Genomic DNA, 13,266 nt, shown 5'->3' with positions numbered 1-13,266 from the left:
GCTCGGAACCCGGGGGTTCCGAGCCGCCGACCGGGCACCGAGGCGGATGTCGCGCGTCCTCGATCCGTCACCGCGCCGCGACCGGGAAGCGAGTGGCGAGGTTGTCGAGGATCGGAACGAGGTCGAGCGCCATCTGGTCGAAGAACTCGTTCTCCCAGTCCGCTCCACTGCCGTACGCGCTCGTGACGACGCGCACCACGCAGGTGCCGCCGGAGACGGCTTCGATGAGGAACTCGGTGGCGATCGGGGTGACCCGCTCCAGGCCCTCGTAGACCTCCGCCAGCGGCACGCCGATCGTCTCGAACCACTCGGCCATCTCCGGCGCCAGGTCTTCGGGTCGGTCGCCGACCGGCCACGGCTCCTCGTACGCGAACCGTTCATTCGGGGTGTACTCGGTGACCACTCCGGTCGTGGTGAGGCCGCCGAGGTCGAACGACACCTCCCCGCCGACGCGGGGCTCGAGGCGGGTCGGCACCATCCACGACGAGATCCCGTCGGCGGTCGCGATCGCCTCCCAGACCTCTTCGGGAGTGGCGGCGAGGTCGTACGTGCGTTCCATCCGGTGCTCGACGCGGTCCGGTCGGTCGGGCGTGTTCATGACGACTCCTTCGGTCGGGGGTACGACGAGACGGTGAGGCGGTGCGGACGGCCGTCGTCGTGGTGGTACTTCGCGGCGAGGGCGGCGATCGCCGACTGGAGCTCGGCGGCGAAGGCCGCGCGGTCCTGCGGCGAGGCGAACCCGATTACGGCGTCGACGGTCAGCGTGGGCACGCGCGTCTCGGTCGCAGGGTCGCCGGCGATCGCGCCGACCTCCGACACGGTCCGCGCGTTCACCGCGATCAGGTACGCGGCGGAGAGCCGGTCGCCGATCGCCTCCGGGTCGACCGCGGTGCGCTGCAGCACGTTCGGCGAGACGACGAGGTGCCGTGCGGTGCGACGCACGAAGCGCTCGCTGATGCCGCCCCAGGCCCGTGTCTCGACCGGCTCGACGAGGCCGTGGGCCTCGAGCGCCTTCAGGTGGTAGTTGACCTTCTGCCGGGTCGACCCGATCTCCGCGGCGACCGTGGCGGCCGACCCGGGCTCGCTCAGCACGTCGAGGATGGACGCGCGGATCGGGTCGAGTGCGACCTCCACGGAGGCGCCGTCTGCGAGCACCCGGACGTCATGCATGCAGTCACGGTACGCCTTGACAGGAAAAACTGTCAAGGGGTCGCGTCGAGCTCCTCACGCTCGTCGACCCGGGCGGCCCGGTCGTCGAGGTCGAGTCCGCGGGGACCGACGCCGTCACGGGAGAGCGGATCGAACGCGTCCGGCTCGACGCGTTCGACCGGGCCATGGTGGTCATCGGCTGACGGCCGTACGATGCAGCCGAACGAGGAGGTTCCGATGCGCGCCATCATCCTGAGCGGTGCCGGGCGGTACGCCGACCCGTGGCATCCCTTCGCCGAGACGAGCGCGCGCCTGGCCGAGCTCGTCGCCGAGGCGGGCTTCGACGTCGAGATCAGGGAGGACGTCGATGCCGCCCTCGGCTCGCTCGAGGACGACGTGACGCTGCTCGTCGTGAACGCCGGTGATCCGGATCGCTCCAGCACCGACGGCGAGCCGCTGCCGGCCGATGCCGAGTGGCCCGCGGTCGACGGCGGCCCGCTGGCGTCGGCGCTCGAGCGCGGCATCGGCATCCTCGCCGTCCATGCGGCCGCGTCGAGCCTGCGCGACGTCGACGCGTTCGACCGTGCGATCGGCGGGCGATGGGAGTGGGACGTGTCGTGGCATCCGCCGTTCGGCGAGGCGCACGTGCACCTCGTCGGCAACCACGCCATCCGCGAGGGCCTCGACGACTTCACGCTCGAGGACGAGCGCTACAGCTCGCTGCTGCTGCACGACGTCATCGAGCCGATCGCGGAGCACGAGCAGGACGGCATCCGTCATCCGCTGGTGTGGGCCCGCGAGATCGGTCCGTCGCGCCTGGTGTACGACGCGCTCGGCCACGACAGTCGTTCGTACGACTCGGCGAGCCACCGGGCGCTGATCGCGAACGCGCTCGACTGGCTGCGCCGCGTGCCCGCGCCGACGGCGGCAGGGCGACTCCCTGCGGCGGGCGCCCGGTGAGCCGCCGGATCGTCGTCGCGCCCGACTCGTTCAAGGGCACCGCGACCGCCGCCGAGGCCGCCGACGCGCTCGCACGCGGGTGGCGCTCGGTCGCGCCCGACGACGAGCTCGTACTGAAGCCCATGGCCGATGGTGGCGAGGGCACGCTCGACGCGTTCGCGGCCGCGGTCGCGGGTTCCGAGCGCGTGCCCGTCACGGTGCAGGGTCCCGACGACCGACCGGTGGATGCCGCGTGGCTCCGACTGCCCGACGGCAGCGCCCTCGTCGAGCTCGCGCTCACGAGCGGGGTCACCCTGCTCGACCCGCTCCGCCCGTTCGACGCGCACACGATCGGATTCGGGCAGGCGATCGCCGCGGCGCTCGACGGCGGCGCGACGAGGGTGCTCCTCGCGATCGGCGGCAGCTCGTCCACCGACGGCGGCGCCGGCGCCCTCGCGGCGCTCGGCGGACGATTCCTCGACGGCGAGGGGTGGCCGGTCCCCGCGGGCAATCGCGGACTCGGCTCGATCGCCCGGGTCGACCTGTCGGGCCTCCGGGAGCGGCCTCCGCGCGGTGCCGCGATCCTCAGCGACGTCACGAATCCGCTGCTCGGTCCGTTCGGCGCGGCCGCGATCTTCGGTCCGCAGAAGGGCGCGGCGCCGGAACAGGTCGAGCCGCTCGAGCGCAACCTCGGCCGGCTCGTCCGCGCGATGCCCGACAGGTCGGCGTTCGCCGACGCGGCCGGCGCCGGCGCCGCAGGCGGGACCGGCTTCGGGCTGCTCGTCTGGGGTGCGCACATGGCCGGCGGGTCGGCGGCGGTCGCCGACGCCATCGGGCTCGGCGACGCGTTGGAGGGCGCGACGCTCGTGATCACCGGCGAGGGGCGCTTCGACGGCCAGTCCGCCGCGGGCAAGGTGCCGAGCGAGGTCGCCGCGCGAGCAGCGGCCGCGGGCGTGCCCATCGCGCTCGTGGCAGGCGCGATCGACGCCGATTCGTCGGGCTTCGCGGCATCCGCGTCGCTGGCCGACCTCGCAGGCGGGGGAGCGGGCGCCATCGCAGACCCGCTGCGCTGGCTCGAAGCGGCGGGAGCGGAACTCGCTCGATCGTTCGGCTGACCGGGCGGCGCTCAGCCCTTGTGCATGCCGGGGTGCGGCTTCGGGTGGCCCTCCTCGGAGCGCGTGTAGTCGCCGTGCTCCTCGGACGCCGCGTGGACGTCGGGGTGCTCGTCGGTGGAGGTGTAGTCGCCGACGACGGATTCGTCCTCCTCGACGCCGTTCCTGCGCGTGTACTCGCCCTCGACGGTCCGCTTCCGCGGTGCCTCGCCCTCGACCTCGGTGTACGTGCCCTCGACGTCGTCGGGATCGGTCGCGCGGGCCTCATCGGGTTCGGACATCATCATCGATCCTCCTGCTCGGTCGGAGGGGCGTCGTCGGACGACGACGTCCTCCTGCCATGCTACGCGCCGAGCCTCGGACTCCGCCCGGACCCGCCCGCGTCCGCCGATCGTCAGGTCGACGCCTGCGCCTGCGCCGCGTAGCGCTGTCGGATCTCCGGACGAGTGTCGACCGGCAGCGGGGCGCCCGCCTCGATCGGCCACGCCGGTCGCCGGCCGGTCAGCACCCAGGCCGCCTGCCGCGCCGCGCCGTCCGCGACGTACTCGCCGAGGGCCGGCACGACGACCGGGGCGTCGAACACCTGCGTGGCGGCGACCCGCACGGCGGGGTTCTGCGCGGCACCGCCGATGAGCAGGATCCGCTGCGCGTCGACGCCCTGTCGGCGCACCGCGTCGAGCCCGTCGGCGAGCCCGCAGAGCAGGCCCTCGACCGCGGCGCGCGCGATCGACGGGCGGGTCGTGTTCGCGAGCGTCAGCCCGGCGAACGAGGCGGTCGCATCCGGGAGGTTCGGCGTGCGCTCGCCCTCGAAGTACGGCACGAGCACGGCGCCGGACGCCCCGGGCTCGGCCTGGAGCGCGAGTCGGCCGAGCTCGGCGTGGTCGACGCCGAGGAGCCCGGCGGTCGCGTCGAGGACGCGCGCGGCGTTCAGGGTCGCGATGAGCGGGAGGAAGCGCCCGGTGGCGTCGGCGAAGCCGGCGACGGTGCCCGACGTGTCGGCCACCGGGGCGTCCGTGACGGCGAACACCGTGCCGCTCGTGCCGATCGAGACCACCACGTCGCCGGATGCCGCGTCCAGCCCGAGCGCGGCGCCGGCGTTGTCGCCGGCGCCGGGGCCCACGAGGATGCCGTCGGGCGTCCGCCCGGCCGCCTCACCGGGACCGAGCACGCGCGGCAGGATCGCGTCGTGCCCGAGCGCCCGCACCAGAAGCTCGCGGTCGTAGCCGCCGGCGCCCCAGTACGCGGTGCCGCTCGCATCCGACCGATCGGTCGTGAGCTCGTCGAGCACCGGTCCGAGCGGCGATTCCCCCTCCGGCCCGAAGCCGCGCAGCCGCCAGGTGAGCCAGTCGTGGGGGAGCGCCACGGCGGCGACGCGCGCCGCGTTCTCGGGTTCGGCGTCGCGCAGCCAGCGCAGCTTCGTCGCGGTGAACGAGGCCACGGGCACGACGCCCGTGCGCTCGGCGTAGGCCGGCGCACCGACCTCGTCGATCAGGTCCCGCGCGGCCTGCGCCGAGCGGGTGTCGTTCCAGAGCAGGGCGGGGCGGATGACGCGGCCCTCCGCGTCGAGCACGACCATGCCGTGCTGCTGGCCCGCGATCGAGATCGCCGCGACGCCCTCGAACCCGCCGGCATCGGCGAACGCCGTGAGCAGCGCGCCCCACCACGCGGCGGGGTCGACCTCGGTGCCGTCCGGGTGCGCTGCGCGACCGGAGCGCACGAGCGCCCCGGTCGCGGCATCCCGGATCACGACCTTGCACGACTGCGTCGACGAGTCGACTCCGGCGACGAGCGTCATGGTGTCCTCCTGACTGGTTCTGTCGGTCTGCTCCGCGGTCTGAGCGCGCGGGTTCGCGTTCACGATGACGGAGTCCACTGCCACCCGGCGGCATGTCGGCCGCCCCGGCCGGCGTGTCGGCGGAGAACTCCGTCATCCTGCCCGCTCGGGCGACCGCCGAGCCGGGAGGCGCGGCGGGGCGGGAAGGATCGGTCAGCGCGCGCCGAGCAGGTGCTCGGTGGCGAGCTGCTGCAGGCGCACGAAGCCGAAGCCCTTGCCGCCGAGGTAGGCGTTCGCGTCGAAGTCCTCGTAGGCCGAGCGGTCGGCGAGGAAGTCGTCGTAGGTCTCGCCGGGGTTCAGCGTGGGCGTGGCGAGCTCGTCGACCTTGGCGGCGGCGAGCGCCTCCTGCACCTCGGGGTCGGCGCGGAAGGCCGCGGCGCGCTCCTTGAGCAGCAGGTAGGTCCGCATGTTCGCGGCGGCGGACTCCCACACGCCCTTCTCGTCCTCGGTGCGCGACGGCTTGTAGTCGAAGTGACGCGGGCCGTCGTAGGCGGGCACGCCTCCGGGGCCGCCGTTCTCGAGCAGGTCGACCAGCGCGAACGCGTTGTGCAGGTCGCCGTGGCCGAAGACGAGGTCCTGGTCGTACTTGATGCCGCGCTGGCCGTTGAGGTCGATGTGGAAGAGCTTGCCGTGGTAGAGCGCCTGCGCGATGCCCGCGGCGAAGTTGAGGCCCGCCATCTGCTCGTGCCCGACCTCGGGGTTGAGGCCGACGAGCTCGGGGCGCTCGAGCGAGTCGATGAACGCGATCGCGTGGCCGAGGGTCGGGAGCAGGATGTCGCCGCGGGGCTCGTTCGGCTTCGGCTCGATCGCGAAGCGGATGTCGTAGCCCTTGTCGGTCACGTAGTCGCCGAGCAGGTTCACGGCCTCGCGGTACCGCTCGAGGGCGGCGCGGATGTCCTTCGCCGAGTCGTACTCGGCCCCCTCGCGGCCGCCCCACATCACGAAGGTCTTGGCGCCGAGCTCGGCGCCGAGGTCGAGCTGGCGGAAGACCTTGCGGAGCGCGAAGCGGCGCACCTGGCGGTCGTTCGAGGTGAACCCGCCGTCCTTGAAGACGGGCGCCGAGAAGAGGTTCGTGGTGACCATCGGGACGATCAGGCCGGTGTCGGCGAGCGCGTCCTTCAGCCGGTCGATCTGCTTGGCGCGGTCGGCGTCGGAGGAGCCGAACGCGAACAGGTCGTCGTCGTGGAAGGTGAGGCCGTAGGCGCCGAGCTCGGCGAGCTGCTCGACGACGTGCACGACGTCGAGGGCGTTGCGGGTGGGGCCGCCGAACGGGTCGGTGCCGTTGTAGCCCACGGTCCAGAGGCCGAAGGAGAACTTGTCGTCGCGGGTGGGCGCGGTGGCCATGGGTGATCCGCCTTTCAGCGTCATCGATGATTTGTTGGCAAGATAAACATAACCGGATGTCGCGTTGACGGCAAGTCCGCGGCGGCCCGCGGGGAAGCCATTTGTTCTCGAATTCCACAAAACACTTGCGAAGCGCTTCGACACCTGCGTAGAGTCCCATCGCAATCAGTCGAAACGCTTCGAGACGATGGAGTCGGCATGGCGAAGATCCACGAGGTGGCCGAGGCCGCCGGCGTGTCCATCAGCACCGTGTCGTACGCGCTGAGCGGCAAGCGCTCGATCTCGCCCGACACCCGGCGGCGCATCGAGGAGGCGGCCCGCGAGCTCGACTACCGGCCGAACGCCGGCGCGCGCATGCTCGCCGGCCGCCGGACGCAGATCTTCGCGCTCACCGAGCCGTTCCGGGCCGACACCCACGCGCCCGCGCACATGGCGTTCGTGCTCGCGACGTCCATCGCCGCGCGCAGGTACGAGTACGACATCCTGCTCCTCACCGAGGAGGAGGCGTCGGCCGGCATGCGACGCGTCGCGTCGAGCGGCCTGGCCGACGGCGTGCTCGTGCTCGACGTGGCGCCCGACGACGAGCGCGTCGACCTGGCTCGACGCATCGCGCTGCCCTCCGTGTTCATCGGCGTGCCCGACGACCACGAGGGCCTCGTCTGCGTCGACCTCGACTTCGAGGCGGCCGCCGCGCTCGCGGTCGACCGGGTGGCCGACCTCGGCCACCGTTCGATCGGGTTCGTCGGCCACCCGCCGGCCGCGTACGAGAAGTCGAACTTCCCGCCGCGCGTCCGGCGCGGGCTCGAGGCTCGCGCCGCCGAGCGGGGCGTGGCCTGCACGACCGTGCTGCCCGAGGCCGACGGACCGAGGCGTGCGCCGGTCCGTGCGGCCGTCCGCGACCTGGTCGAGGGCGGCGCCACGGCGCTCGTGCTGCACTGCGATGACACGAGTCACGCGGTCGCGCTCGACGAGCTCGCCGCGCTCGGCCGTCGCGTGCCCCAGGACGTCTCGGTCGTCTCCGTCGGGGCGACCTTCGAGACGTCCTCGTTCCACCCGCCGATCGATTCCGTCCCGCTCGTGCCGAGCGCGTCGTGCGAGCTCGCGGTCGAGCTCGCGATGCGCATGGTCGACGGCGGCGAGGTCCCGGCGGCCGTCCACCTGATCGCCCCCGAGTACCGGGCGCACGGCTCGACCGCGCCGCCCGGAGGCGCGTCGGACTGACGGGCCACCGCGGCCACGCGGCATCCGTTCGTCATCGATCGAAGCGCTTCGACAATCGCCCGACCCGACCCGAGACCACCACCGGAACATCCCCGGCACCCTCCCCGACCCGCCGGGAACCGCACCACACACACACCAGGAGGTAGCAATGAAGCACACCAGAACCCTCGCCGTCGCGGCCTCGGTCGCCGTCGCGGCCCTCGCCCTCAGCGGTTGCTCCGGCGGCGACGCCGGCGGCGACGAAGACGTCCTCCGCCTCTGGCACTACGAGGGCGCGGACTCGGCCATGGGCATCGCCTGGGCGGAGGCGATCGAGGTCTTCGAGGAGGAGACCGGCGCGACGGTCGAGTTCGAGGAGAAGAGCTTCGAGCAGATCCGCTCGACGGCCAGCCAGGTCCTGAACTCCGACGAGGCGCCCGACCTCCTCGAGTACAACAAGGGCAACGCGACCGCGGGCCTGCTCTCGAGCGAGGGCCTGCTCACGCCGCTCGACGACGTCGTCGACGAGTACGGCTGGGGCGACCGGCTCGCACCCGCGCTGCAGACCACCGCCAAGTACGACGAGGACGGCATCATGGGCTCGGGCAGCTGGTACGGCGTGCCCAACTACGGCGAGTTCGTGCAGGTCTACTACAACAAGGACGCGTTCGCCGAGGCCGGCGTCGAGGTGCCGACCACGCTCGCCGAGTTCGAGGACGTCCTCGAGGCGTTCGCCGACCAGGGCACGACGCCGCTCGCCGAGTCCGCCGCCGAGTACCCGCTCGGCCAGCTCTGGTACCAGCTCGCGCTGAGCGAGGCAGACCGGCAGTTCGTCGACGACTACCAGCTCTACGAGAACCCGGTCGACTGGTCGGGTGAGGAGATCTCCTACGCGACCGAGACCGTGAAGGACTGGGTCGACGCGGGCTATATCTCGACGGATGCCTCGGGCCTGAAGGCCGAGGACGCCGGCGTGAGCTTCATCAGCGGCGACGCCCCGATCTTCTACTCGGGCAGCTGGTGGTACGGCCGCTTCGTGAACGAGATCACCGACTTCGAGTGGGGCACGTTCCTCTTCCCGGAGGCCGAGCTGTCGCCGGGTTCCGCGGGCAACATGTGGGTCGTGCCCGAGCGGGCGAAGAACAAGGAGCTCGCCTACGAGTTCATCGACATCACGATGCGCCCCGAGATCCAGGCGCTGCTCGGCAACAACGGCGGCGTGCCCGTCGCGGCCGACCCGGCCGACATCACCGACGGGAAGTCGCAGGAGCTCATCGCGAACTTCAACGCGCTGAACGACATGGACGGCATCTCGTTCTACCCCGACTGGCCCACGCCGACCTTCTACGACGAGCTGAACGCCGGACTGCAGGAGCTCGTGAACGGCACGAAGTCGCCGTCCGAGGTGCAGCAGCAGCTCGGCGAGCAGTACCAGTCGGGCGTCGACGACATCGTCGGCTGACCGGCTCGGATGCCGCGGCGAGTGCGTGCGCCGCGGCATCCGCCCCTCGGGGCCACGCCCCAGCAGGGCCGCAGCGCGGCCCGCCGGACCACCGGAAGGAACCACCCATGTCAGCCCTCGACACCAGGGCCGCGACGACCATCGAGGCGACGGATGCCGCGGGCGGCCGCCGCAGGTCGCGCCGCCCCGCCGGGCCGGAGGACGGCCTGATCCCCGGCGCCCGCCGCGGCACCTACTGGCTCTACCTCGTGCCGGGCCTCGCGCTCCTCGCCGTCATCGTGGTCGTCCCGCTCGTCTGGAACGTCTACCTCACGTTCACGGAGTACCGCGGCATCCGCCCGCCCGAGTGGATCGGCCTCGAGAACTGGGTCGAGCTCATGGGCGATCGCGTCTTCTGGACCAGCTTCGGCAACTCGATCGCCATGATCCTCGCGATGGTCATCGCACCGACGCTGCTCGGCCTGCTGCTCGCGGCGATGCTGTTCGACCTCATCGGCCGCAAGTTCGGCGGCAGGTTCGCGAGCTTCCTCCGTGCGACGTACTACCTGCCGCAGATCCTCCCCGCGGTCATCGCGGCCATCGTGATCGGGTGGATCCTGCGCCCCCAGAACGGCGCCCTCAACCAGGTGCTCGAGGCCGTCGGCCTCGGCGACCTCACCCGCAACTGGCTGGGCAGCCCCGACACGGCGCTGCCGAGCCTCATGGTCATCATGGTCTGGGTCCAGCTCGGCTATCCGATCGTCATCTTCATGGCGGCGCTCCAGCGCGTCGACCCGGAGCTCTACGAAGCCGCCGAACTCGACGGCGCGAACTGGTTCCAGCGGTTCCGGGCGATCACGCTCGGCATGATCCGCCCCGAGATCTTCGTCGTCACGCTGACCTGCACGATCGCGGCGCTGAAGGTGTTCGGCCCCGTCTACGCCCTCACGGGCGGCGGGCCGGGCACGTCGACGATCGTGCCCGCGTACTACGCGTACAGCGAGTTCTTCCAGTCGCAGCAGGTCGGCTACGGCGCGACCATCGCGACCGCGCTCACGATCGTGATCGCCGCGGTCAGCGTGCTGTTCATCCTCGCCCAGCACCGCATGGAGAAGAAGGAGGCCGAGCGATGAGCGCCATCATCGAGGAGCTCGACCCCGAGCACCGCGACGTCGAACTGCCGGCCGATGCCGCACCCGCCCCCGCTCCCGCCGCTCGGCAGCCGCGCGGCAGCGCCCGCCCGCGGCGACGCGGCCCCGCCAAGCGCACCCCCGGCGACTGGCTCGTGCTCGTCGTCGCGATCGTGCTCGGCTTCTTCATCGCCGTGCCGTTCCTGCTGATCCTGGTCAACTCGTTCAAGTCGCCTGCCGACTACAACACCTCGGGTCCGCTCGCGCTGCCGACCGAGTTCTACGTCGACGGCCTCGTCGCGTTCTGGGAGCGCGTGAACTTCCCCGAGAAGCTGTGGAACAGCGTCTTCATCTCGGGCCTCGTCGCGGTGTTCGCCGTGCTCATCTCGATGTTCAACGCCTTCGCGCTGGGCATCGGGCGCGTGAAGGGCCGGCTCTGGATCGTGGTGCTCATCCTGCTGGCGAACATGCTGCCGCAGGAGGTGCTGCTCTACCCGCTGTACTTCATGTTCAAGGAGGCCGGGCTCTACGACAGCCAGTGGGCCGTGATCATCATCTTCACGGTCATCCAGTCGGCGTTCGGCACCTACCTGCTCGCATCGGTGTACGGGACCTTCCCGAGGGAACTGCTCGAGGCCGCGTCGCTCGACGGCGCCTCGCGCTGGCAGATCCTCTGGCGCGTGGTCTACCCGATCTCGCGTCCGACGCTGTCGGTGCTGCTCATCTTCTTCTTCATCTGGACCTGGAACGAGTTCCTGATCCCGCTGACGTTCCTCGTGTCGAATGCGACCCAGACGGTGCCCGTGGCGATCACGGTCCTGCAGGGCGACCGGCTGATGGACGTCACCACCACGAGCGCGTCGGCCCTCCTGGGCCTCATCCCGACGCTCGTGTTCTTCCTCATCTTCCAGCGCACCCTCACCAGGGGCATCACGGCAGGGGCGGTCAAGTAATGAAGTTCACCGACGGGTTCTGGCACGTCCGCCCCGGCGTCGAGGCGCTCTACGCGCAGGAGGCGCGCGACCTCGCGATCGAGCGGGGCGCCGACGGGCGCGACGAGCTGGTCGTCTGGGCGCCGACGCGGGTGATCGCCGCGCGCGGCGACACGCTGAACCGGCCGATGCTCACGGTCTCGCTCGCGAGCGTCGCCGAGGGCGTGATCCGAGTGCGCGTGGAGCACCACTGCGGGACTCCGCGCGACGTCGGGTTCGACCTGGCGGAGGATGCCGCGTTCCGCGCCTCGATCTCGGTCGACGACGAGGGCGGCCTGGTCGACGCGGGCTCGCTTCGTGCGCGCGTCCGCCGAGGCGCCCCGTGGGAGCTGACGTTCGAGGACGCCTCCGGCGCGGCGATGACGACGAGCGGGCACAAGTCGGTGGGCTACCTGAGGCTCGCGGCCGGCGCCCCGGTCGCGGCCGAGCCCGCGGGAGTGACCGGCATCTCGACCACGGGGCTCGCCGAGGCATCCGCATACCTGCACACCCAGCTCTCGCTGGGCGTCGGGGAGCTCGTCTACGGGCTCGGCGAGCGGTTCGGCCCACTCGTGAAGAACGGCCAGACGGTCGACATCTGGAACGCCGACGGTGGCACGTCGAGCGAGCAGGCCTACAAGAACGTGCCGTTCTACCTGACGAACCGCGGCTACGGCGTGCTCGTCAACCACGCCGGGCACGTGTCGTTCGAGGTCGGCTCGGAGGCCGTCGAGCAGGTGCAGTTCTCGGTCGCCGGGGAGTGCCTGGAGTACCTCGTGATCGCCGGGCCGACACCCGCCGAGGTGCTCGACCGCTACACGCGCCTCACGGGGCGGCCCGCCCGCGTGCCCGACTGGTCCTACGGGCTGTGGCTCTCGACGAGCTTCACGACCGACTACGACGAGGCGACCGTGAACTCGTTCATCGACGGCATGGCCGAACGCGACATCCCGCTCGAGGTCTTCCACTTCGACTGCTTCTGGATGCGCGAGTTCCACTGGACCGACTTCCAGTGGGACCCCGCGGTCTTCCCCGATCCCGAGGGCATGCTCGCGCGGCTGCACGAGCGGGGCCTGCGGGTGAGCGCGTGGTTGAACCCGTACATCGCACAGCGATCGCAGCTGTTCCGCGAGGGCCTGGAGCACGGCTACTTGGTGCGACGGGCGGACGGTTCGGTCTGGCAGTGGGACCTGTGGCAGGCGGGCATGGCGCTCGTCGACTTCACGAACCCGGAGGCGACGCGCTGGTTCCAGGAGCACCTGCGCGGCCTCGTCGCGCAGGGCGTCGATGCGATCAAGACCGACTTCGGCGAGCGGATCCCCATCGACGTCGTCTGGCACGACGGCAGTGACCCCGAGGCGATGCACCACCGGTACACCGACCTCTACAACCGCGCGGTGTTCGAGGTGCTCGAGGCCGAACGGGGCGCAGGGGAGGCCGTCCTGTTCGCGCGCTCGGCGACCGCGGGCGGCCAGTCGATGCCCGTGCACTGGGGCGGCGACAACTCCTCGACCTTCACCTCGATGGCCGAGAGCCTGCGCGGCGGCCTCTCGCTCGCGATGACGGGCTTCGGCTATTGGAGCCACGACATCGGCGGCTTCGAGGGCAGCCCCGATGCCGCGGTGTTCAAGCGCTGGCTCGCGTTCGGGCTGCTCTCGAGCCACTCGCGCCTGCACGGGTCGACGAGCTACCGCGTGCCGTGGGCGTTCGACACGGGCGACGAGGCGCCGGGCCAGTCGGCCGTCGAGGTCGCGCGCACGTTCGCGAAGCTCAAGGCGTCGCTGCGGCCGTACCTCGTCGCGGCGGGGGAGCAGGCGCACGCCGCCGGCATCCCGATCATGCGGCCGATGCAGCTCGCCTTCCCCGGCGACCCCGCGGTCGCCCACCTCGACCGGCAGTACCTGCTCGGACCCGACCTGCTCGTCGCGCCGGTGTTCTCGGCGTCGGGCGAGGTCGAGTACTACCTGCCCGAGGGGGCCTGGACGAACTGGTTCACGCGCGAGGTCGTCGAGGGCGGCGGATGGCGCCGCGAGCGGCACGGCTTCGACACGGTCCCGCTGTGGATCAGGGGCGGGGCGGCGATCCCGGTGATCGACGAGGACGGAGCGCCCGGCATCGTGCGCGGCTGAGTGCATTTCGGAAGTTT

At 71.7% G+C, this 13,266-nt stretch carries 12 protein-coding genes; 7 read left to right on the top strand and 5 right to left on the bottom strand.

Annotated elements, in window-relative coordinates; translation table 11 throughout:
• Window positions 1–67: 67 nt before the first annotated feature.
• Window positions 68–598 (bottom strand): SRPBCC family protein, encoded by a 531-nt coding sequence (locus ACFVHK_RS16005; RefSeq protein ID WP_376929691.1) that lies wholly within the window; start codon window positions 596–598, stop codon window positions 68–70.
• On the bottom strand, window positions 595–1,170 hold the full coding sequence (locus tag ACFVHK_RS16000; protein WP_376929690.1) for an ArsR/SmtB family transcription factor: 576 nt from the start codon (window positions 1,168–1,170) through the stop codon (window positions 595–597). Before ACFVHK_RS16000 ends, ACFVHK_RS16005 begins: the two co-directional genes overlap by 4 nt.
• 216 nt (window positions 1,171–1,386) lie before the next feature.
• Between ACFVHK_RS16000 and ACFVHK_RS15995 the strand changes: the two genes are divergently transcribed.
• Together ACFVHK_RS15995 and ACFVHK_RS15990 are read left to right on the top strand one after the other, a co-directional pair.
• A complete protein-coding gene (locus ACFVHK_RS15995; protein ID WP_376929689.1) occupies window positions 1,387–2,109 on the top strand; it encodes a ThuA domain-containing protein in 723 nt (240 codons plus the stop codon).
• A complete protein-coding gene (locus ACFVHK_RS15990) occupies window positions 2,106–3,203 on the top strand; it encodes a glycerate kinase (RefSeq protein WP_376929688.1) in 1,098 nt (365 codons plus the stop codon). The genes ACFVHK_RS15995 and ACFVHK_RS15990 overlap by 4 nt, the downstream gene beginning before the upstream one ends.
• Window positions 3,204–3,214: 11 nt before the next feature.
• On the opposite strand, the gene ACFVHK_RS15985 is transcribed toward ACFVHK_RS15990, so the two are convergent.
• The 3 genes from ACFVHK_RS15985 to xylA form a co-directional block, all read right to left on the bottom strand.
• A complete protein-coding gene (locus tag ACFVHK_RS15985) occupies window positions 3,215–3,481 on the bottom strand; it encodes a hypothetical protein (protein WP_376929687.1) in 267 nt (88 codons plus the stop codon).
• A gap of 113 nt (window positions 3,482–3,594) precedes the next feature.
• Entirely contained in the window at window positions 3,595–4,995 is a 1,401-nt protein-coding gene (gene xylB / locus ACFVHK_RS15980; RefSeq protein ID WP_376929686.1) for a xylulokinase, read from the bottom strand.
• Between the two features lie 192 nt (window positions 4,996–5,187).
• Complete coding sequence (gene xylA / locus ACFVHK_RS15975; protein WP_129234277.1) at window positions 5,188–6,378, bottom strand: xylose isomerase; 1,191 nt, start codon at window positions 6,376–6,378, stop codon at window positions 5,188–5,190.
• A 198-nt stretch (window positions 6,379–6,576) separates the two neighbouring features.
• Here xylA and ACFVHK_RS15970 point away from each other — a divergent pair, with 198 nt between their 5' ends.
• From ACFVHK_RS15970 to yicI, 5 genes are all read left to right on the top strand, one after another.
• Window positions 6,577–7,599 carry a LacI family DNA-binding transcriptional regulator gene (locus tag ACFVHK_RS15970; RefSeq protein ID WP_376929685.1) on the top strand — a complete coding sequence of 341 codons (1,023 nt, stop codon included), beginning with the start codon at window positions 6,577–6,579 and terminating at the stop codon, window positions 7,597–7,599.
• A gap of 148 nt (window positions 7,600–7,747) precedes the next feature.
• Window positions 7,748–9,040, top strand: a complete 1,293-nt coding sequence (locus ACFVHK_RS15965; protein WP_376929684.1) for an ABC transporter substrate-binding protein — start codon at window positions 7,748–7,750, stop codon at window positions 9,038–9,040.
• A 107-nt stretch (window positions 9,041–9,147) separates the two neighbouring features.
• Window positions 9,148–10,152 (top strand): carbohydrate ABC transporter permease, encoded by a 1,005-nt coding sequence (locus tag ACFVHK_RS15960; RefSeq protein WP_376929683.1) that lies wholly within the window; start codon window positions 9,148–9,150, stop codon window positions 10,150–10,152.
• Window positions 10,149–11,102: a carbohydrate ABC transporter permease gene (locus ACFVHK_RS15955; RefSeq protein ID WP_376929682.1), complete on the top strand. Its 954-nt coding sequence runs from the start codon at window positions 10,149–10,151 to the stop codon at window positions 11,100–11,102. The genes ACFVHK_RS15960 and ACFVHK_RS15955 overlap by 4 nt, the downstream gene beginning before the upstream one ends.
• Entirely contained in the window at window positions 11,102–13,249 is a 2,148-nt protein-coding gene (gene yicI, locus ACFVHK_RS15950; protein WP_376929681.1) for an alpha-xylosidase, read from the top strand. Before ACFVHK_RS15955 ends, yicI begins: the two co-directional genes overlap by 1 nt.
• The last annotated feature ends 17 nt before the right edge of the window (window positions 13,250–13,266 follow it).

Source organism: Agromyces binzhouensis, from assembly GCF_042672355.1.
Taxonomy (GTDB): Bacteria; Actinomycetota; Actinomycetes; order Actinomycetales; family Microbacteriaceae; genus Agromyces; species Agromyces binzhouensis.
Note: the sequence above shows the minus strand (reverse complement) of the source record. Positions and strands in the feature narration are given on the sequence as shown.

Bases quoted from the DNA above. Each gene is read 5' to 3' on its own strand.
- ACFVHK_RS16005 (WP_376929691.1), bottom strand. From the start codon at position 598: ATGAACACGCCCGACCGACCGGACCGCGTCGAGCACCGGATGGAACGC.
- ACFVHK_RS16000 (WP_376929690.1), bottom strand. From the start codon at position 1,170: ATGCATGACGTCCGGGTGCTCGCAGACGGCGCCTCCGTGGAGGTCGCA.
- ACFVHK_RS15995 (WP_376929689.1), top strand. From the start codon at position 1,387: ATGCGCGCCATCATCCTGAGCGGTGCCGGGCGGTACGCCGACCCGTGG.
- ACFVHK_RS15985 (WP_376929687.1), bottom strand. From the start codon at position 3,481: ATGTCCGAACCCGATGAGGCCCGCGCGACCGATCCCGACGACGTCGAG.
- xylB (WP_376929686.1), bottom strand. From the start codon at position 4,995: ATGACGCTCGTCGCCGGAGTCGACTCGTCGACGCAGTCGTGCAAGGTC.
- xylA (WP_129234277.1), bottom strand. From the start codon at position 6,378: ATGGCCACCGCGCCCACCCGCGACGACAAGTTCTCCTTCGGCCTCTGG.
- ACFVHK_RS15970 (WP_376929685.1), top strand. From the start codon at position 6,577: ATGGCGAAGATCCACGAGGTGGCCGAGGCCGCCGGCGTGTCCATCAGC.
- ACFVHK_RS15965 (WP_376929684.1), top strand. From the start codon at position 7,748: ATGAAGCACACCAGAACCCTCGCCGTCGCGGCCTCGGTCGCCGTCGCG.
- ACFVHK_RS15960 (WP_376929683.1), top strand. From the start codon at position 9,148: ATGTCAGCCCTCGACACCAGGGCCGCGACGACCATCGAGGCGACGGAT.
- ACFVHK_RS15955 (WP_376929682.1), top strand. From the start codon at position 10,149: ATGAGCGCCATCATCGAGGAGCTCGACCCCGAGCACCGCGACGTCGAA.
- yicI (WP_376929681.1), top strand. From the start codon at position 11,102: ATGAAGTTCACCGACGGGTTCTGGCACGTCCGCCCCGGCGTCGAGGCG.